This is a genomic window from Streptomyces sp. NBC_00846 (assembly GCF_045207325.1).
Lineage (GTDB): Bacteria > Actinomycetota > Actinomycetes > Streptomycetales > Streptomycetaceae > Streptomyces.
Genome location: NZ_CP108846.1, coordinates 4334490 through 4354199, shown reverse-complemented (window position 1 = coordinate 4354199; position 19710 = coordinate 4334490). Strand labels below are relative to the sequence as shown.

The window sequence follows — 19710 nt, the reverse complement described above, 5'->3', positions numbered from 1 at the left end:
ATTCACCCGGCCGGCCACCCGCACCCCTTGACACCGGCCACCCGGCGCCAACTGCACGGCATTGCCCCTGGTGACCCTTGCGGCGCTAGAACACCAGCACGCCCCGCGCCACGCGCCCCTGCTGCGCGTCGTCCGCCGCCTTGGCGAAGTCCTCCACCGGGTAGGTCTCGGTGACGAGTTCGTCCAGCAGCAGCCTGCCCTCCCGGTACAGCTCCGCGTAGAGCGCGATGTCCCGCTGCGGGCGCGAGGAGCCGTACCGGCAGCCCAGGATCGACTTGTCCAGAAACAGCGACGAGACGAGGAACGAGGCCTCCGCCGTCGCCGCGGGGACGCCCAGCAGGACCGCCTGGCCGTGCCGGTCCAGCAGGTCGACCGCAGTACGGATCAGTTCCGTACGGCCGACGCACTCGAAGGCGTGATCGGCGCCGCTCGGCAGGATCTCCCGTACGCCGTCGGCCGACGTGAGGAAGTGCGTCGCGCCGAACTGCCGTGCCACCGCCTCCTTCGCCGGGTTGGCGTCGACGGCGACGATCGTCAGGGCGCCCGCGATCCGGGCGCCCTGGATGACGTTGAGCCCGATGCCGCCGGTGCCGATCACCACGACGGAGTCGCCCCGGTCGACCTTTGCCCGGTTGAGTACGGCTCCGACTCCCGTCACCACCCCGCAGCCGATCAGGGCCGCCGAGGTGAACGGCAGGTCCGTGGGGATCTTCACCGCCTGCACGGCCTTGACCAGGGTCCGTTCGGCGAAGGCCGAGTTGGACGCGAACTGGTACAGCGGCTCGCCCCGCAGTGAGAACGGCCGCCCAGGCATCCCGATCGCCTTGCGGCACATCGTCGGCCGGCCCCGGTCGCACTGTGCGCACGCCCCGCAGCTGGCCAGCGTCGACAGCGCCACATGGTCACCGGGCACCACATGGCCGACGCCCGCGCCGACCGCCTCGACCACGCCCGCGCCCTCGTGCCCGAGCACCACCGGCGACGGGAACGGAATCGTCCCGTCGATCACCGACAGATCGCTGTGGCACAGTCCGGCCGCGGCCACCGCCACCAGCACCTCGCCGGGGCCCGGATCGCGTATCTCCAGATCGTCGACGACCTCGGTCCGTATGCCGTCGAAGACGACGCCTCTCATCTCGGCTCCCTCGGTAGGCCGAGCGCTCGCTCGGCGATGATGTTCCGCTGGATCTCGTCCGAGCCGCCGTGGAGGGCGTCGGACCGGGTGAACCGCCATGGCCGGAAGGGGGCTCCGTCCCTGAGCCCCCCGCTCCTCACCGGCCGGAGGAGCTTGTTCTGTTCGGCCGTGCCTTCGCCGCGGCCGCCTCGGCCATCTCCTCCAGCCGTGCCAGCATCGGCATCGGGTCCGAGCCCACCGTCCCCGGCAGGAAGTCCGCGATCCGTTCCGGGGTCCAGGCCCCGTCCGCGTACCCGGCCCGCAGCTCCCTCGGCTGGGCCCAGACCGCGATCTTCGGGCCGGCGATCGTGTACACCTGGCCGGTGATCTTCTCCTTGCGGGCCCGCTCGCTGAGCAGGTAGACGACGAGCGCCGCCACATCCTCCGGCTCGCCGATCTCCTTGAGTTCCATCGGCACGTTGGCGGACATCCGGGTACGGGCTACGGGTGCGACGGCGTTCGCCGTGACGCCGTACTTGTGCAGGCCGAGCGCCGCGCTCCGTACCAGCGAGATGATCCCGCCCTTCGCGGCGCTGTAGTTGGCCTGGGCGACGCTGCCCTGATGGTTGCCGCTGGTGAAGCCGATCAGTGTGCCGCCGTCCTCCTGCTTCCGCATCACCGCCGAGGCGGCCCTGAAGACGGTGAACGTGCCCTTGAGGTGTGTGGCGACCACCGGGTCCCACTCCTCCTCGGACATGTTGAACAACATCCGTTCCCGCAGGATGCCCGCCACACACACGACCCCGTCGATCCGCCCGTACTGCGCGAGCGCCGTGTCCACGATCCGCTGCCCGCCCGCCATCGTGGAGATGTCGTCGGCGACGGCCACCGCCGTACCGCCCGCCGCCTCGATCTCCTTGACGACGGACTCGGCTATCTCGCTGCTCGGCTCGCCGCCCTCGATGGACACGCCGTAGTCGTTGACGACGACTCTCGCCCCCTCGGCCGCCGCCGCGAGCGCGACCGCCCTCCCGATGCCCCGCCCGGCTCCGGTCACGGCCACCACTTTGCCTGCCAAGAAGTTCCCCATGTCCGGCCCCTTCCCGCGGTTTCTGACGGACCGTTAGATTTTATGGGCCATGAGGTCCACGAACACAAGCCCCGGGAGGCTCCATGTCACTGCCGGCCGAGTTCCACGACATCGCCAAGCGGGTGAACAACTGGGGCCGTTGGGGCACCGACGACGAGATCGGCACGCTGAATCTGATCACCGACGCGGTCGTACGGGAGGCGGCCGGCGCCGTCCGCACCGGGCTGCGCGTGCCGCTCGCGCTGCCTCTCCAGCAGGACGGCGTCCAGAGCGGACTGATCCCCGGGCGGATCAATCCGCTGCACACCATGGTCCAGATCAATCAGGAGCTCTTCGGCCCCGGCACCGTCGCCACCAGCGACGACACGGCGGTCCTGAGCCTCCAGACGGCCACCCACTGGGACGCCCTCACCCATGCCTCGCACTCGGGGAAGATCTACAACGGCCGCCCGGCCGCCACGATCACCGCCCACGACGGAGCGCGGTTCAGCGGAATCGACAAGGCGCCGCACATCGTCTCGCGCGGGGTACTGCTCGATGTGGCCCGCGCCCACGGTCTGGAAAGGCTGCCCGGTGACCACGCCGTCACCCCGGAGGACCTGGACGCGGCCGAGGATCTGGCGGGGGTCCGGGTCCGGGCCGGTGACATCGTGCTCGTGCGGACGGGGCAGGTGCAGGTCTACCTGGCGGGCGACAAGCAGGCGTACGGCTATCCGTCGCCCGGCCTCTCGATCCGGACGCCCGAGTGGTTCCGGGCGCGCGATGTGGCGGCGGTCGCCAACGACACCCTGACCTTCGAGATCTTCCCGCCCGAGATCGAGGATCTGTGGCTGGCGGTGCACGCGCTGGACCTGGTCGAGATGGGCATGCTGCAGGGCCAGAACTGGAACCTGGAAACGTTGTCCACAGCCTGTGCGGACGAGGGGCGCTACAGCTTTCTGCTCTCCGCGATGCCGGAGCCGTTCGTCGGCGCCACCGGCACCCCGGTCGCCCCCGTCGCCATCCTCTGAAGACGCTCGGACCGGCGCCGGACCGCTCGGATCGGCGCCGAATCGGCTGCTTTAACCTTTATCCAGCCGCTTTGACCTTTATGCGGGATTCGTCACAGCGTGCGACGTCTTGCGTGCCCCGAGGTCCGCATCGCCCGCACCGTGAACGCCCGGCACGGCCTGGATCAGCGGGGCGTCCCGGTCGACCTCGCACCAGATGCGCTTGCCCGCGCCCTCCGGCTGCCAGCCCCAGCGGTCGGCGAGGCCGTCGACGAGCTCCAGGCCCCGGCCGCCGGTGTCCTCACCCTCCGCGTGGCGCTGCCGCGGCGGGCGGCAGCTGGCGTCGGCCACCTCGACCCGTACGGTCCCCGCCGTCCCCGCCGTGCCGAACAGCACGCGCAGCACGGCCGGGCACCCGGTGTGGACCACCGCGTTGGTGACCAGCTCCGAGATCAGCAGGATGAGCGTCTCGGCCAGCGGCTCGTCGTCTCGTATCCCGGACCCGACCAGTCTCGATCGCGCCCATCTGCGGGCCCGCCCGACCTCTGCGGGATCCGGCCCGACCTCCAGCTGAACCTGAAGCACCTGCACCGCTCACACCATCCGAACCGGCGGACACATCGCCTCGCGCCTCCTCAGGGTCACGGAACGTGATTCCCTTACGAGACAGCATGGTTGACGTACAGTCACCGCAACAAGCGCTTCGGGCATATTCCAGCGCGAAGGAGTACGCGTGGTACATACTGTGCGACGCGCGCTGCGGGAAGTCGAACAGAGGCGCATCGAGGCCGTGGGGATCGCCCTCCGGGCAGGCTCGGCGCTTCTGCGTGGAAGGCGATCAGGGCATCTCTTCCGGACCGGAGCCGCCGCACGGGCAACACCCGGATTACCCGGTTCCAGATCCTGTCGCATCCAACGGAGGGTACCCGAGCCCGGCGCCGACTCCACCCCGTGACGAATCACGCAAAGGACACAACCCGGATCCGGAGTCGGCCGACTGCGCTGCGTAACTCCGCTGCGTGAGGCTCAGCGGCCCGCTTGTCCCGCGCGGCTCCCCGCCGCCGTGCGGCGGAAAGCCGCACGGGACCCGTCCGGGATCAGCACAGGTCGGCCGCAAGTGCCTCCTCGGCCGTCGCCGCCGTCAGCCACTGGCCCGAGCGCAGCCAGGCGCGCTTGAGGTGCAGATGGACGTCTGCCTCCCAGGTGAAGCCCATCCCGCCGTGCACCTGGAGGCAGTCGCGCGCGTTGCGGACCGCCGCGTCGTCGGCGAGCAGTTTGGCGCCGGCGATCTCGACCCGGTCCGCGGTCACGGCCGCCGCGTAGACGGCGCCGCGGGCCAGCTCGGTGCGGACCAGCATCCCTGCGCACAGGTGTTTGACCGCCTGGAAGGACCCGATCGGCGATCCGAACTGTTCACGTTCACCGGCGTGTTGGACGGCCATCTCGGTCGTACGCGCGGCGCTGCCGAGCTGTTCGGCGGCGGCGAGCAGGGCACCCTCGGCGCGCAGCGCCCCGCCGGGCAGGTGCTCGACGGCGCCGACGCGGCCCGTGACCCGCCACAGGGGCGTGAACGGGTCGAGCGACCGTACGGGCTCGGCCGCCTCCCGTATCCGTACGACATCGCGCAGGATCCCGTCGGCCGGGCCCGGGGCATCCCAGGGCCCGGACCCCGACCCCGCCCCCGACCCGGCCCCGGACCCCGCGTCCCCCGCCCCGAGCACGAGCAGCCCGTCCGCGTCGCCCAGGTGCGCGACCGGCCGCCCGGCGTCCAGTGCGGCGATCAACGCCTCGCCCTGTGCCGCCCCCTTCACCGCACCGGCGGCGAGGTGGGTGGCGATCAGCGGTCCGGGCAGCAGCGACCGCCCCACCTCCTCGAAGAGGAGGACCGACTCGGGCAGGCCGAGCCCGACACCGCCCGCCGTCTCCGGCAGCCGCAGCGCGAAGAACCCGGCTTCGCCGAGCTCCCGCCACAGGGCCCGGTCGACGCCCGTACCGCCGTCGAGGGCCGCCCGCATCCGGTCCCTGCCGAAGCGTCCGGCGAGGAGTTCCCGTATCCCCGTCCGCAGAGCCCGCTGGTCGTCCGAGAGCTGGAAGTCCACCGTCCGCTCACCGCCCCTTCGGCAGGCCGAGGATCCGCTCGGCCACGATGTTCCGCTGGATCTGCGAGGTGCCCGCGGCAATGGTGTACGAGAGAGAGGAGAGCCGGTCCAGGACCCACTCCCGGTCCAGATCGGCGCCGTCCGCGCCGAGCACCTCAGCGGCCGCCTCGTACAGCTCCTGGCGGGCCTGCGAGTAGCGCAGCTTGAACACCGAGCCGCCCGTCCCCGGCACTCCCCCACTGCGCTGCGCCTCGCTGACGTTCCACTGGGTGAGCCGCCACAGCGCCCGGAATTCGGCGTTCAGCCTGCCCAGCCGGCGGCGCAGGACCGGGTCGTCCCAGCGGCCGTTCGCCCGTGCCTCGGCGGCCAGGGCGGTCAGGGTGCGGCGGCAGGCGACGACCTCGCCGACGAAGGCCGTACCGCGCTCGAAGGAGAGGGTGACCATGGTGACCCGCCAGCCGTCGTTCTCCGCGCCGACGCGGTGCGAGACCGGTATCCGCACCTCGTCGAGGAACATCTCGGCGAACTCGGTGGACCCGGCGAGGGTGCGCAGCGGGCGGACGGTGACACCGGGAGCGTCCATCCTCATCGCGAGCCAGCTGATCCCGCGGTGCTTGGGCGCCGCCGGGTCCGTGCGCACCAGCAGCTCGCACCAGTCGGCGACCTCCGCGTGCGAGGTCCAGATCTTCTGCCCGCTCACCACGTAGTCGTCACCGTCGCGCACCGCCCGGGTCCGCAGCGAGGCGAGGTCCGAACCGGCGTCGGGTTCGCTGAACCCCTGGCACCAGATCTCGTCGCCGCGCAGCACCGGCGGCAGCCAGCGGGCCCGCTGTACGGCGGTGCCCTCGGCCGCGATCGTCGGCCCGGCGTGCAGCAGCCCGACGAAGTTCGCGCCGACGTACGGGGCGCCGGCCTTCTCCGTCTCCTCCAGGAAGATCAGGTGCTGGGTCGGAGTGGCGCCCCGCCCGCCCGCGTCGACGGGCCAGTGCAGGCCCGCGTAGCCCGCGTCGTACAGCATCCGCTGCCAGGTGGTGTCGTACGCGCGGCGGCCCGGCCAGTCGTCGGGGCCGGGCTTCGCGGGCAGTGCGGGGAGCACGGCGGCCAGCCACTCGCGCAGCCGTGCCCGGAACGCCTCTTCTTCCTCCGTGTACGCGAGATCCACTTCTTCCTCCGGGTACCCGAGATCTGCCGCGCGCCTACTTGTCGAGGTCCAGATCGAGCATCCGGATCGCGTTTCCGCGCATCAGTTTGTAGACGGTCTCGTCGTCCAGTCCCTTGACGTGGTCGAGGGCGACCTCCTTGGTGTGCGGGAAGGTCGAGTCGACGTGCGGGTAGTCGGTCTCGAAGGTGGCGTTGTCCCGGCCGACGACGTCGAGCGAGGCGACCCCGTGCTTGTCGCGGAAGAAGCAGCAGAACATCTGCCGGTAGTAGTACGTGGACGGCGGCTCGGGGATCAGATCGCGCACCCCGCCCCAGGCCCGGTGCTCCTCCCAGACGTCGTCGGCGCGCTCCAGGGCGTACGGGATCCAGCCCATCTGGCCCTCGCTGTAGGCGAGTTTCAGCCGGGGGAACTTCACCAGGACTCCACTGAACAGGAAGTCCATCATCGAGGCCATGGCGTTGTTGAAGGAGAGGCTGGCCTGCACGGCGGGCGGGGCGTCCGGTGAGGCGGCGGGCATCTGCGAGCTGGACCCGATGTGCATGTTGACGACCGTGCCGGTCTCCTGGCAGACCGCGAAGAACGGGTCCCAGTAGCCGGTGTGGATGGACGGCAGCCCGAGGTAGGTGGGGATCTCGGAGAAGGTCACCGCCCGTACGCCGCGCGCCGCGTTCCGCTTGATCTCCGCGACCGCCAGGCCGATGTCCCAGAGCGGGATGATGCAGAGCGGAATGAGCCGGCCGCCGCTGTCGCCGCACCATTCCTCCACCATCCAGTCGTTGTAGGCGCGGACGCAGGCGAGCGCGACTTCTTTGTCGTGCGCCTCGGCGAAGGTCTGGCCGCAGAAGCGCGGGAAGGTGGGAAAGCAGAGGCTCGCCTCGACGTGGTTGAGGTCCATGTCCTTGAGCCGCTCGGCCGGGTCCCAGCAGCCGGGCCGCATCTCGGCCCGGGTGATCCCCTCCAGCGTCATGTCGTCGCGGTCGAAGCCGACGGCGGCGATGTTCCGCTTGTACGGGAATTTCAGGTCCTCGTAGATCCACCAGTCGGTGGGCGGCCCGTCGGGGTCCATCGTGATGACGTACTTGCCCCCCGTGTACGCCAGCTCCCCGATGCCCGCGGTGAGCGGCTGCGGGCCGCTCTCGCGGTACTTGGCGGGCAGCCAGGTCGAGAAGAGGTGCGGCGGCTCGATCACATGGTCGTCGACGCTGACGATCCGAGGCAGTTCCGCTGACGTCATGGTGTCCCCTTCGGCGCACACTGAAAGTATCTGATGGTTCGTCAGATTCAGTTTCGGCACAGGTTAGCCCCGCACCCCTGGACCGACAAGGCGCAGCGCTCTACGCTCTCCGCACTATCTGACTATCCGTCAGCTGCGAGGGGTTCGCCGTGAACGAGACCGCACACGCGCTGAGCGCATCGGGCACCTTCTGGGAGCTCGTCGAAGGCCGGGCCGCCCTGACCCCGGACCGCCCGTTCCTGATCCAGGACGACCGCACGCTGACCTTCGGGGAGCTGCGCAGCCGCGGCGAGCGGGTCGCGGCCGGGCTGTGGGGGATGGGCGTGCGCCCCGGCGGCGTCGTCGCCTGGCAGCTGCCGACCCGGATCGAGACCGTGCTGCTGTCGTTCGCGCTGACCCGGATCGGGGCCGTGCAGTCGCCGGTCATCCCGTTCTACCGGGACCGCGAGGCGGGGTTCGCGCTGCGCGAGTCGAAGGCCGGCTTCTTCGCCGTGCCGGGCACCTGGCGCGGCTTCGACCACACGGCGATGGCGCGGCGGCTGGCGGCGGAGGCCGAGCGTCCGCCGCTGGTCTTCGAGGCGTACGAGTCGCTGCCGGACGGCGACCCGTCCGTGCTGCCGCCGCCGCCCGCCGACGGCACGGCGGTGCGCTGGATCTACTGGACCTCGGGGACGACCTCCGACCCGAAGGGCGTCCTGCACACCGACCGCAGCCTGATCGCGGGCGGCTCGTGCCTGGCCCACGCGCTGCACCTGTCGGCCGACGACGTCGGTTCGGTGGCGTTCCCGTTCGCCCATGTCGGCGGGCCGGACTACGCGGTGATGCTGCTGCTGTACGGGTTCCCCGCGGTCCTGTTCGAGCACTTCACGATGCCGGAGGCACTGGCGGGCTACCGGCGTCACGGGGTGACGGTCGCGGGCGGGTCCACGGCGTTCTACTCGATGTTCCTGACCGAGCAGCGCAAGGCGCCGGAGCGGAATCTGATCCCCACGCTGCGGCTGCTGGCGGGCGGCGGGGCGCCGAAGCCGCCGGAGATCTACCACGCGGTGGTGCGGGAGATGGGCGTCCAGCTCACCCACGGCTACGGGATGACCGAGGTCCCCATGATCACGATGGGCGCCCCGGACGACACGGTGGAGCACCTCGCCGGGACGGAGGGCCGGCCGCCCGAGGGCATGGAGATACGGATCACCGACGAGGACGGCAAACCACTGCCGTACGGCACCGACGGCGAGGTACGGCTGCGCGGCGAGGCCGTCTGCTCGGGCTATCTGGACCCGGCGGCGACAGCGGCGGCCTTCGACGCGGACGGGTTCCTGATCACCGGCGATGTCGGCCATGTCGAGGCGAGCGGGCACCTGGTGCTCACCGGCCGGCTGAAGGACATCATCATCCGCAAGGGCGAGAACATCTCCGCCAAGGAGATAGAGGACCTGCTGCACCGGCACCCGGGCGTCGGCGACGCGGCGGTGATCGGGCTCCCTGACCCGGAGCGCGGCGAACGCGTCTGCGCGGTCGTGGAACAGCCGGCGGGGACGGCCCCGCTGACACTGCCGGACATCACGGGGTACCTGCGCGCGGAGGGGCTCTCCGTGCACAAGCTGCCGGAACAGCTGGAGGTGGTGGCCGCGCTGCCGCGCAACGAGGCACTGCGGAAGGTGCTCAAGTACCGGCTGCGCGAACAGTTCTCCTGAGACGCCCCGGACGGGGCGGCCGCCGGTGCGGTCCGCCGCACGACGACCGCCGGACGGGACCGGGCCTGCTCCGGCTGCCCCGGCCCCGGCTACGCCTCCGGTGCGATCACCGTGAAGTAGCCGGCGAACGCCGCCACCGCCGCGTCCTCGGCGACCTTGCCCTCGTGGTCCGCGTCCAGGCTCCGCGCCGCGAACGCCGCCGTCTGCGGGGTGGCGCCCAGCACCCGGAGCGCCCGTTCCACGGCGGGTACGAAGGCCGCGCCCTCGTTGTCCCGGTCCGCCACGGCGAGCGCGGCGCGCAGGAACGGGCGGGCGATCTCCGCGAAGCGCTCGGGGTTGTCGCGCAGCCGTTTCACGGCTCCGCCCACGAACTCCTCACGGGTGACGCGCTGGTCCCCGTCGACGTCCGCGATGCCCGCCATGCCCTGCCAGAGCGCTTCGGCCCCGGTGTAGAGCGCCTGGCCCTTGTCGCAGCGGGCCGTCGTACCGAATTCGGCGAGCAGACGGGCCGCGGCGGCACTGAAATCCGCGCGATCGATGTATCCGTTGCCGTCCTGGTCGAAGGCGGCGAAGCGGAAGGCGACCTTGCGCTCATACTCTGCGCTGTCCATGCGGGGAGCGTACGACGCCGACCGGCGCCACGTGCTACTTACGCGCACTCACGCCGAGAGCGGTTCGGCCTCGTCGTCGACGGCCGCGTACCGGTCGGGGTAGACGTCGAAGAGCCGGCGCACGCCGAGGGCGGCGAGCACCCGGTTGACGTGGGAGCCCTCTTCCGCGCCGCGGGCCGGGAGGATCAGCCGCAGCCGGCCCCCGCAGGAGCGCATCAGACGGCGGGACGCGATCAGCACGCCGACGCCGCTGGAATCGCAGAACAGGACCTCGGAGAGGTCGAGCACCACGTCGTGGCGGCCGGTGGCGACCGCCTCATGGACGGACTGGCGCACGACGGGCGACGACACCAGATCCAGTTCGCCGCGTATACGCAGCACCGTCCAGTCGTCCTGCACGGTCTCGGCCACCTTCAGTGTCACGCGACTGGGCCTCTCGTTCCGGGGATTCCGACGATCCGGAAGTTTCCGTTCCCCCTCGCGGCTGCCCACGCCGCAGAGCCATGAAACACCGCACCGCTCGACAGACTCGGCCGGGTTCGGACCGAAATGATCGATTCGGGTCCGATCCCGTCATCCGTGGAGGGCCCATTCCCTATCATCTCCAGCCTCTTCAAGGACCTACTTGCCGTAAAGGGACGTACATGGCCGGTGCCGCCGACTACATTCGATGTGACGAGGGGAACAGGGCTGGGGGTCGCATGGCGAGAAACGCACCACCCCGCTGGGACCGCAAGATGCAGCAGCGGCTGGCACGCGGTGAGGCGGCCGCGCTCGGCGAGCTCTACGACCGGTTCGCCGCGCTCGTGCACAGCCAGGCCCACCGGATGCTCGACGACGAAACCGCCGCCGACCTGGTGACCCGCGAGGTCTTCGGTTACGTGTGGGAGAACCCCGACGCGTACGACCCGAAGCAGGGTTCGATGCGCTCCTGGGTGGCCCGGCTCACGCACCGCCAGTCCGTGCGTCGGCTGCGCGAGGAGGCGGACAGCCTCCAGGACGGTACGGGCGAGCGTTCCGGGGCCGCCTCCCCCGCCGGTCTGGAGGACCGGGTGCGCCGGGCCACCACCGCCGCCCGCGCCGACTACATCGTCACGTCCATGCCCGCCCCGCTGCGGGCCGCGCTGGAGCTCGCGTACGTCCAGCGCCGGGACTACCGGCAGACCGCGGCCGACCTCGGGGTCACCGAGGACGAGGCCCGCCGCCGGCTGCGGCTCGGGCTCCAACTGCTCTCCACCGCGCACACCCGCCCACTGGAGGGGTCCTCGCCACCCGGATACGGACGGTCGCTGTGAGCGGTGACGACGACGCGAACGGACACGAGGGCGCCCGCCCCGAGGACGGCGGACGCGGCGACGAGGTGCGGGGCGCACGGCGCATACCGGGACCGCGGGCCGCCGCGGACGACTTCGACCTCGGCGCCGTACCCCTGCCGCCGTCCGTTCCCCCGACCGAGCCTCAACCCCAGTCCTCGCGGCCGACCCCGCGGCCGACGACACCGGAACCGGAATCCGCCGTGGCACCACCGGACCCACCGGGCTCACCCGCCCCCTCGGACCCGCCCGCCGCACCGGCCCTGATGCTCCCCCACCGCGTCCTCAAGGCCCTCCTCGGCGCCTGGGCGCTGGCCGCCTGCTCGGCGGAGGAGACCGAGGCCGTCGAGGCGCATCTGACCGAGTGCGCCGCCTGTGCCGACGAGGCCCTCCGGCTGCGCGACGCGGTCGGACTGCTGCAGACCGACCGCAGTCTGGACCTCGATCCGACGCTGCGTTCCCGGGTCATCGACACCTGTCTGAGCCGCCGTCCGGCCAGGATCCCGGTACCGGACTGGGCCGCTCCGTACGACGCGGAGACCGCGCGGCTCGACGCGCTGCTGCGTGACATAGGCGGCTCGGAGTGGCACGCCCCGTTGCGGCTGAGATGGTTCGACGGCGAGAGGGAGGTCAGCCGCAAGACGACGCTCGCGGGTGTCATCGGTCATCTCATGACCGTCGACGGGCTGGTCGCCGCCGCCCTCGGCCTCGACGTACCGCTCGGCGACGGCACCACGGGCCGGGGCGACGCCTGGCCGCTCCCGCCCACCGCACGCACCGAGAAGTACTGGTCCGCGGCCCACCGGCCGCCCACCCGCGCGATCCACGAACCGTGGCGCGGGCAGAGCCACACCCTCATCCGCACGGTGTCCTTCGCCGGCCGCGGCGTCGCCGAACTTTCCGTCTCGTACGGCGACTTCGCCCTTCCGATGCACGACGCGCTGCTGGACCGGGCCTTCGAATGCTGGGTGCACGGCGGTGACATCGCGAGTGCGGTGGACTATCCGTACGAGGCGCCGTCCGCCGCCCATCTCCACCGGATGATCGACCTGGCGGCCCGGCTCGTCCCGGCCGCCCTCGCCGAGCGTCGCAGGTCGGGACTGGCCGGCCCGGCCCGCCATCTGGTGACGGCGGGTTCACCGGGCCGTTCGCTGCATCTGGAGATCGAGGGCACGGGCGGCGGCGACTGGTACATCCCGCTGGACTCCCCCGCCGCGGTCGGCTCGGCCGCCCACGCGGTGGCGCAGATCGCGCTGGACGGCGTCGAGTTCTGCCAGCTGGTGGCCGGACACGTGCCTCCGGTGGAGGCGGCGGCCGGTCAGGAGGGCGACCGCGAGGCGATCCGCGACGTGCTGTTCGCGGCGGCGTCCCTGAGCAGGCTGTAGGAGCTCCCTGCCGTCCGGCTTCCCCGGTGCCGCTCCCGGCCGGCCCTGCCCCGCCACCGTGCTACGCGAAGATCACCGTACGGCGGCCGTTGAGCAGGATGCGGCGTTCCGCGTGCCACTTCACCGCGCGCGCCAGTGCCTGGCACTCCACGTCGCGGCCGACGGCGACCAGCTGGTCCGGGGTGACGCCGTGGCCCACCCGCTCGACCTCCTGCTCGATGATCGGTCCCTCGTCGAGATCGGCCGTCACATAGTGCGCCGTCGCACCGATCAGCTTCACCCCGCGGGCGTGCGCCTGGTGGTACGGCTTCGCGCCCTTGAAGCTCGGCAGGAAGGAGTGGTGGATGTTGATGATCCGGCCGCTCAGCTGCTTGCACAGATCGTCGGAGAGGACCTGCATGTAGCGGGCGAGGACGACCAGCTCGACGTTCTCCTCGCGGACCAGCTCCAGCAGCTCCGCCTCCGCGGCGGCCTTGGTCTCCCTGGTCACCGGGATGTGCCGGAAGGGGACGTCGTAGGAGGCGACGAGCTCGGCGAAGTCCGTGTGGTTGGAGACGACGGCGGCGATCTCGATCGGCAGCGCCCCGATCCGCGAACGGAACAGCAGGTCGTTGAGGCAGTGGCCGAACTTGCTGACCATCAGCACGACCCGCATCCGCTCCGAGGAACGGTGGATCTGCCAGTCCATCCGGAAGGAGTCGCCGACCGCGGCGAAGCTGGCCCGCAGCTTCTCCAGCGTCACCGGGCTTTCCGCCGAGAAATGGACCCGCATGAAGAACAGACCTGTGTCGTGGTCGCCGAACTGCTGGCTGTCCTCGATGTTGCAGCCGGTCATGAAGAGATAGCTCGACACGGCGTGCACGATCCCCTGTTTGTCCGGGCAGGAGAGAGTGAGGACGTACTGCTCCGGTGCGGTTTCAGCAGGCTGCGGCGCGATCATCCCCGTAGCGTGCCATATGGGGCCGGTATCAGGCCGACCTGGTCAGGATGCGGAGCACGTCCAGGGAGCGCGGCGGGGTGTCCGGGTCCTCGCCGTCGTTGATGGCGAGCAGCACATGGGCCTCACGAGCGGCCCGTACGGCCTCCGGCCAGCCATGGTGCTCCAGATACGCCGAGACGGGGGCGTCCGCGCCGACCTGGTGCATGATGCGCAGCACCCGGAGCACGGCGACGTCGACGAGGGCGGACTCGTTGGCGTCGCGGAAGATCGTCCCGATGTACTTCTCGGCGGACCAGTTGTCCAGCCAGGTGTCCTCGACCAGGCGGTACACGGCGTCGGTGACGTCGCCGTACCCTTCCCGGCCGGCCAGCCAGCACTCGTGATGGAAGACGGGGTCGGAGAGCATGTGCAGCGCCGAGCGCACGTTGCTGCGCCAGCGCCACCAGGGCATGTCATTCAGCGGCATGCCGCCCATGGTGGAGGAGCGACGGCCGCGACGGGAAGTGTTCTCCGAACCTTGCTGCACAGTTGTCGATCGTACGTTCCCTTTCCGGCTCCCCGCGCGGGCCCCCGCAATTCACCCGGATGTCACCGAGCGTTGCACGGAGCACACTGCGGCGTTACCCCGCGGGCGGAAATGTTCCTTCCCATGACCGGACGGCACCGCCCCACCTCACACCGCCCCTACAAGTTCCTCACGAGTACGGCGGCGGCCGGGGCCTTGTTCGTCACCGGCTGCGGTGTGCTCCCTGGGGCCTCGGGGGACTCCGGGGAGCCCCTCACCGTGGTGACGTGGGCCCCCAGTGGCGCGGCGACACCGGACACGGTCAACACGGTGAACATGTCGGGCATGACAGCCATGGCGCGGGCGTACGCCCGCTGGGTCAACAACAACGGCGGGCTCGACGGTCACCGGCTGCGCGTCGTGACCTGTGACGAGTCGGACACCTCGACCGGCGCGGGGAACTGCGCCCGGCTGGCCGTCCGGGAGAAGGCGGTGGCGGTCGTCGGCTCGTACAGCCGGTACGGGTCGTCGTTCCTGCCACCGCTGGAGACCGCCGGAATCCCCTACATCGGCGGATACGGGGCCTCCGAGGAGGAATTCAGCAGCTACACCTCCTACCCCGTCAACGGCGGCCAGGCGGCACTCCTCGCGGGCAACGCCCAGCAGCTCGCCCGCAGTTGCGAGCGGGTGTCCGTGGTGCGGCCCGACACCCTGGGCGGCGACGGCCAGGCCTGGCTCCTGCGCACCGGTCTCACCGACGCCGGCCGGCCCGAGCCCGTCGACATCCGGGCGGAGGAGGCGGCGACCTCGTACGACGACGCCGCCGGGCAGGCGCTCCAGGCCGCGGGGGCGGACGGCGGCTGTGTGACGGCCGTGCTCGGGGACCGCACGGAGACGTTCTTCGACTCCTTCCGGCGGCTCGAACCGTCGTACGGGAACGTACGGATCTCGTCCGTCCTCGGCAGCGTCGCGCAGCCGCTGATCGACAGCACCGGCGGCCGGAACAGCCCGTTCGAGGGGGCGTACGTCACCGGCTGGTACCCGAACTCGGGCGACGCCCGCTGGGACCGGATGCGGGAGGTGATCCGTGAGCACGCCTTCGGCGACAACCGGATCGACCCGGCCGACACGGGCGTCCAGACCACGTGGATCGCGTACACCGCGCTGAGCGAGATCGTGAAGGCGATCGACGCCCCGCGGATCACCGCCTGGAAGCTCACCTCCGCGCTCAACCACGGCACCCCGGTCGACACCGGCGGCCTCACCCCGAAGCTGCGCTGGCGCTACAAGGACATGCTCGGCGCGTCCTCCTACCCGCGCGTCGTGAACACCAAGGTGACGTTCCAGACGGTACGGGACGGGCGGCTCGTCGCGGACAAGAAGGGCTTCGTGGATGTCGCGAGGACGCTGTCGGACGCGAGCGTGAAGGGGTGAGGTGCCGGGGGTCGCGCCCCCGGCACCCCGCTCCCGGGGGCGCGGTCCTCAGAGCTCGGTCGCCGCCCGCCGGGTCAGCCCGTACTTCGACGCGATCGAGTTCCACAACCCCGACGCCTCGCGCTTCGCCGTGCTCGCCTCGCCGCTCTTCACGTTGGCCTGCTGGAACTCGGAGGAGTTGGTCCGGGCCTTGCCGTGCTTGCAGCCCTTCTTGCCATTCTTGGTCTGGCCGGCCCACGCGGCGTAGTGCTCGTCGGCGGCGGCGGACGCCTGCCAGGCCTTGGTGAGGGAGGCGGTGAGCCGTTCGTGGTCCGGCAGCTTGTCGACGCTCAGCCCCTGGAGCCGGGTCACCAGATCACGGCGCTGCTGGGCGGCGCCCTTCAGATCGGTCATGGCCTGGTCCAGGTCCGTGCAGTTCTTGGTCTTCTCGACGGCCCCGATGACCGCGGCGCGGCTGTTGTTGCTGTCCGCCAGGAGCTTGTCGAGCGCTTCGGCCTGCGGCTTCGCCGGGTCGCTCGCCGCCTGCGTGGAGGGCTGACCCTCGGGTGAACTCGCGGCCGCCACCGGCTGCTTGTTGTCCTCGCCCTTGTCGTCGCCGCCGCTCATCAGCGCACCCGCGCCGAGGCCGACGACCGCGCAGCCGGCGACGACCGCCGCGATGAGCGTGATGTGCGCCGGCCGCTTGCGCTGCCCGGCCCGCCCCTGCGGCCCGTCGTCCACGGGCTGGTACTGCGGCTGCGGGGCCTGTGACGCGGGGGGCGCCTGCGGGGGCTGGTAGCCCCCCCGGTGCTGCTGTCCCGGGTCGAACTGGGGCATCTGCTGGGTGGCGCCCGCGGACTCCTCGTTGCGGAAGAGATTGTCGAACTCGGCGGGCGGTTGCCGGTCGCCGGGGGCTCCGGGCCTGATGCCGTACGGGGTGGCTCCGGGGACAGGCGGGATGTACTGGGTCGCGTCGGCGTCGCCCCCGTGCACGGGCGGCTGCTGCTGGTACGCCTGGGTCTGCGGCTGCGGGGCTCCGTGGGCGAGGAACTGGGTGGCCTCGGCGGGGCTCTCCGGCGGCAGCCCGCCCGGTGCGGGTCCGGGGGGCACCGGCGCGATGTACTGCGTGGCGTCCGCGTCCCCGCCCATGCTCATTCCGGGCACGGCCTCGGGCGGCAACGGCTGCGCGTACGGCTGGTGGGGCTGGTGGTGTTGCTGGGGCTGGTGGGGGGGCTGGTGAGGCTGGGCGGCCTGGGGCTGGCCGTACGCCTGCGCCGGCTGCCCGTACGCCTGCGCCGGCTGCCCGTACTGATCGACACCCTGCCCGTACGGCCCCTGCGGCTGCGACGAGGCGTCCTGGTGCGCCGCCTGCGGCCCCCACGGCTGCCCCCACGGCTGGCCGCCCGCCGGGGCGGCCTGATCCGCGGGCCCCCCTGGTATCCAGGGCTCACCGCCACCCGCGGGCAGCACGACACCTTCGTGCGCGGGCCGTACAGCAGGGAGCTGCTGCTCGTCACCCTGTCCGCTCTGCGTCACCGGGACTCCTACGTGTATACCTACGGAATCGTCGGCTCACGCTATCGGGTGGCTGCCGCCGTTCGCCAAGCGCGTGTCGTCACTCACGACCCCTTCACACGAGCTGTAACACCCAGCGCCCTCACGACGCAGTTAACGGGGCACCCGGACGTGATCCCCCGGTACGGCCTCCCCGTCACGCCGCCTGGAGCTCCAGCCGCGCCCCGAACTCCCGCACCGCCGCCTCGTCCCCGTAAGGCACCAGCCGCTGCTGCAGATCGTCCAGATACTCCGCGCCCCGGCTGGAGCGTACCGACCCCAGCAGCTCCATCGCCCGGGTGCCCGTATGGCAGGCCTGCTCCACCTCGCGCAGCTGGACCTGGGCCGTGGCGAGGAGCACCAGGCCGATGCCCCGGCGGCGGGTCCGGGACTCCGGGTGGCCGTCCAGGGACTCCTTCGCCCGGCGTGCGGCCGCCTCCGCCTGGCCGAGGTCGCGGTGGCAGTGCGCCAGCTCGTCGGCGAGGTAGGCGTGGTCGAAGTGGGCGATCCAGTCGGGGTCGTCCCCGGTGTCCGGTTCGGCGCGCTCCATGGCCGTCAGCGCCTGGCCCGTCACCACCCGGCAGATGCGGGCGTCGCCGAGCAGGGCGTGTCCGCGCGCCTCCGCCGCGTAGAACATCGCCTCCGCCCTCGGGGTGACCCGCCCGCGCGCGCCCTCCTGCGCGGCCCGCGCCAGCTGAGCGATCTCGCGCGGATTGCCGAGCTGCGCGGCGAGATGGCTCATCGACGCGGCCAGGACGTAACCGCCGTACGCCCGGTCGCCCGCCGCCTGGGCCAGGCGCAGCGCCTGGATGTAGTAGCGCTGCGCGAGACCCGGCTGGCCCGTGTCGACGGCCATGTACCCGCCGAGTTCGGTGAGCCGGGCGACCGCCGCGAACAGCTGCCGGCCGATCGATTCGCGGTACGCCCCCGAGAGCAGCCCGGAGACCACACTGTTCAGGTAGTGCACCAGGACCGGCCGCACGTGTCCGCTGCCGAACCGGTGGTCGAGGTCGACGAGCGCGGCCGTCATCGCCCGTACCGCCGCCACGTCCGACATCCCGACGCGGGCCCCGGCGGACCGCGCCACCTGCGGGTCGGCGCCGGTGATCAGCCAGTCGCGGCTGGGTTCGACCAGCGCCGAGGAGGCGACCGTCGAACCGGACAGGAAGTCGCGGCGGCCGACGTCGCTGCGCCACAGCTCACAGACCTGCTCGATCGCGCCGATCACGGTCGGGGCGAACTGCAGGCCGACGCCGGACGCCGGATTCTTGCCGTTGGCCATGCCGGTCTCGTCGATCGTGACCGTACGGCCGAGCTTGCGGCCGAGCGCCTCGGCGATGATTCCCGGTGCCCTGCCGCGCGGTTGCTGTCCACGCAGCCAGCGGGCCACGGAGGTCTTGTCGTACCGCAGATCGAGCCCGCGTTCCGCGCCGACCATGTTGACGCGGCGGGCGAGGCCGGCGTTGGAGCATCCGGCTTCCTGAATGAGCGCCTGGAGCCGTTCGTTCGGCTGGCGGGCGACGAGAGGCCTGGCTGCCATGTTTCCCCCTGAGGCCGCAGTGATCGATGAGCGGATCACTGCCCGGCAATTGCACGGAAAATGCGCACATTCATCGTGATCGTCAGGTCCGTCGTGTTCCTTGTCATTCGTGTCGGCATACGTTCGGCATACGTGCGTCATACGTGTCGGCATATGACAGAGGCCGACCGTTCCGAAGGTGCCCGTAAGGGGCTACCCGCCCGGCCGGGCACCGCCTCACGCGCGCCCCCGTCCATGCATCCGTGCGCCCCGTATGCCGGATCGGTACGCCGTCACCGCGCTCGCCACGCCCGTAACCCCGGGTGGTGGCAGTAGTTGTGTTGTGCGTGGAAGAGCCCATCGGAGCCGAAGAGCCCATCGTGATCACTGAAACCGCGCAGCTCCCCCGCCAGCGGGGCGAGCAACTGCTCGACGCCGCCGCGCGGTACGCGGAGGAACGGCACTGGGACGTGTGCCCCGGCACCTGGCTGGAGGCCGCGGAGGGAGCCGAGCGGTGCTCCTGCGACGACGCGGACTGCGCCTCCCCCGGCGCCCATCCCGCCGGACCCGACTGGGCGGGCCAGGCGACCGGCAGCGGTGCCGCGGCCCGCCGGATGTGGTCCAGGCACCCGGGGGCGTCGATCCTGCTGCCCACCGGCCGCGCATTCGACGCGATCGAGGTACCGGAGTCCGCCGGGTTCCTGGCGCTGGCCCGGATGGAGCGGATGGGAGTGCCGCTCGGGCCCGTCACCCGCACCCCCGACCGGCGGATGTACTTCTTCGTCCTGCCGGGCGCGGCGGCCAAGGTGGACGACCTCGTACGGAAGTTGGGCTGGCGGGCCGCCTCGGTCGATCTCGTCGGCCGCGGTGACGGCCACTACGTGACGGGGCCGCCGACCCGGGTCGGCGGGCTCGGGGCGGTGCAGTGGGCCCGGCGGCCCACCCACGCCAACCGGTGGCTGCCGGACGCGCAGGAGCTCATCAGCCCGCTCGCCTACGCCTGCGCGCGGGAATCGGCCGATGCCCGGGAGCGCCTTTCGTAGAGCGCCCTTTCGTAGGGTGGTCCCCATACACGGGGACACCGAAAG

At 71.6% G+C, this 19710-nt stretch carries 18 protein-coding genes; 6 read left to right on the top strand and 12 right to left on the bottom strand.

Translation table 11 applies throughout. From position 1 onward, the window contains the following. Nucleotides 1-85: 85 nt before the first annotated feature. Together OG936_RS20100 and OG936_RS20095 are read right to left on the bottom strand one after the other, a co-directional pair. Nucleotides 86-1135, bottom strand: coding sequence for a Zn-dependent alcohol dehydrogenase (locus OG936_RS20100; protein ID WP_406496411.1), 1050 nt, complete (start codon nucleotides 1133-1135; stop codon nucleotides 86-88). Between the two features lie 136 nt (nucleotides 1136-1271). Continuing rightward, nucleotides 1272-2204, bottom strand: coding sequence for an SDR family oxidoreductase (locus OG936_RS20095; protein ID WP_406496409.1), 933 nt, complete (start codon nucleotides 2202-2204; stop codon nucleotides 1272-1274). An 83-nt stretch (nucleotides 2205-2287) separates the two neighbouring features. Here OG936_RS20095 and OG936_RS20090 point away from each other — a divergent pair, with 83 nt between their 5' ends. Next, nucleotides 2288-3214, top strand: coding sequence for a cyclase family protein (locus tag OG936_RS20090; protein WP_406496408.1), 927 nt, complete (start codon nucleotides 2288-2290; stop codon nucleotides 3212-3214). 78 nt (nucleotides 3215-3292) lie between these two features. Here OG936_RS20090 and OG936_RS20085 read toward each other — a convergent pair whose 3' ends face one another. From OG936_RS20085 to OG936_RS20070, 4 genes are all read right to left on the bottom strand, one after another. After that, the gene (locus OG936_RS20085) at nucleotides 3293-3784 is read right to left on the bottom strand and encodes an ATP-binding protein (protein ID WP_406496406.1); all 492 of its coding nucleotides are present in this window, start codon (nucleotides 3782-3784) and stop codon (nucleotides 3293-3295) included. Between the two features lie 506 nt (nucleotides 3785-4290). Beyond that, on the bottom strand, nucleotides 4291-5292 hold the full coding sequence (locus OG936_RS20080; RefSeq protein ID WP_406496404.1) for an acyl-CoA dehydrogenase family protein: 1002 nt from the start codon (nucleotides 5290-5292) through the stop codon (nucleotides 4291-4293). A gap of 7 nt (nucleotides 5293-5299) precedes the next feature. Continuing rightward, nucleotides 5300-6454, bottom strand: coding sequence for an acyl-CoA dehydrogenase (locus OG936_RS20075; RefSeq protein ID WP_406496402.1), 1155 nt, complete (start codon nucleotides 6452-6454; stop codon nucleotides 5300-5302). A gap of 34 nt (nucleotides 6455-6488) precedes the next feature. Then, nucleotides 6489-7688: an amidohydrolase family protein gene (locus tag OG936_RS20070; protein ID WP_406496401.1), complete on the bottom strand. Its 1200-nt coding sequence runs from the start codon at nucleotides 7686-7688 to the stop codon at nucleotides 6489-6491. Nucleotides 7689-7837: 149 nt separating this feature from the next. Here OG936_RS20070 and OG936_RS20065 point away from each other — a divergent pair, with 149 nt between their 5' ends. After that, a complete protein-coding gene (locus tag OG936_RS20065; protein WP_406496399.1) occupies nucleotides 7838-9382 on the top strand; it encodes a class I adenylate-forming enzyme family protein in 1545 nt (514 codons plus the stop codon). A gap of 89 nt (nucleotides 9383-9471) precedes the next feature. On the opposite strand, the gene OG936_RS20060 is transcribed toward OG936_RS20065, so the two are convergent. Both OG936_RS20060 and OG936_RS20055 read right to left on the bottom strand, forming a co-directional pair. After that, nucleotides 9472-9993: an EF-hand domain-containing protein gene (locus OG936_RS20060; RefSeq protein WP_406496398.1), complete on the bottom strand. Its 522-nt coding sequence runs from the start codon at nucleotides 9991-9993 to the stop codon at nucleotides 9472-9474. Between the two features lie 48 nt (nucleotides 9994-10041). Continuing rightward, nucleotides 10042-10416, bottom strand: coding sequence for an STAS domain-containing protein (locus OG936_RS20055; protein WP_383758595.1), 375 nt, complete (start codon nucleotides 10414-10416; stop codon nucleotides 10042-10044). A gap of 278 nt (nucleotides 10417-10694) precedes the next feature. On the opposite strand from OG936_RS20055, the gene OG936_RS20050 reads away from it, so the two are divergent. After that, the gene (locus OG936_RS20050; RefSeq protein ID WP_406496397.1) at nucleotides 10695-11288 is read left to right on the top strand and encodes an RNA polymerase sigma factor; all 594 of its coding nucleotides are present in this window, start codon (nucleotides 10695-10697) and stop codon (nucleotides 11286-11288) included. Further along, complete coding sequence (locus tag OG936_RS20045) at nucleotides 11285-12691, top strand: zf-HC2 domain-containing protein (protein WP_406496395.1); 1407 nt, start codon at nucleotides 11285-11287, stop codon at nucleotides 12689-12691. Before OG936_RS20050 ends, OG936_RS20045 begins: the two co-directional genes overlap by 4 nt. A gap of 61 nt (nucleotides 12692-12752) precedes the next feature. On the opposite strand, the gene purU is transcribed toward OG936_RS20045, so the two are convergent. Together purU and OG936_RS20035 are read right to left on the bottom strand one after the other, a co-directional pair. Then, entirely contained in the window at nucleotides 12753-13631 is an 879-nt protein-coding gene (purU, locus tag OG936_RS20040; RefSeq protein ID WP_406496393.1) for a formyltetrahydrofolate deformylase, read from the bottom strand. A gap of 28 nt (nucleotides 13632-13659) precedes the next feature. Next, nucleotides 13660-14097, bottom strand: a complete 438-nt coding sequence (locus OG936_RS20035; RefSeq protein ID WP_406496391.1) for a hypothetical protein — start codon at nucleotides 14095-14097, stop codon at nucleotides 13660-13662. 183 nt (nucleotides 14098-14280) lie between these two features. On the opposite strand from OG936_RS20035, the gene OG936_RS20030 reads away from it, so the two are divergent. Then, complete coding sequence (locus OG936_RS20030; RefSeq protein WP_406496390.1) at nucleotides 14281-15570, top strand: ABC transporter substrate-binding protein; 1290 nt, start codon at nucleotides 14281-14283, stop codon at nucleotides 15568-15570. Nucleotides 15571-15618: 48 nt separating this feature from the next. Here the strand turns inward: OG936_RS20030 and OG936_RS20025 are convergent, their stop codons facing one another. Both OG936_RS20025 and OG936_RS20020 read right to left on the bottom strand, forming a co-directional pair. Beyond that, nucleotides 15619-17085, bottom strand: coding sequence for a hypothetical protein (locus tag OG936_RS20025; RefSeq protein WP_406496388.1), 1467 nt, complete (start codon nucleotides 17083-17085; stop codon nucleotides 15619-15621). Nucleotides 17086-17260: 175 nt separating this feature from the next. After that, entirely contained in the window at nucleotides 17261-18643 is a 1383-nt protein-coding gene (locus OG936_RS20020; protein WP_406496386.1) for a transcriptional regulator, read from the bottom strand. Nucleotides 18644-18999: 356 nt separating this feature from the next. On the opposite strand from OG936_RS20020, the gene OG936_RS20015 reads away from it, so the two are divergent. Continuing rightward, nucleotides 19000-19665: a bifunctional DNA primase/polymerase gene (locus tag OG936_RS20015; protein WP_406500519.1), complete on the top strand. Its 666-nt coding sequence runs from the start codon at nucleotides 19000-19002 to the stop codon at nucleotides 19663-19665. The last annotated feature ends 45 nt before the right edge of the window (nucleotides 19666-19710 follow it).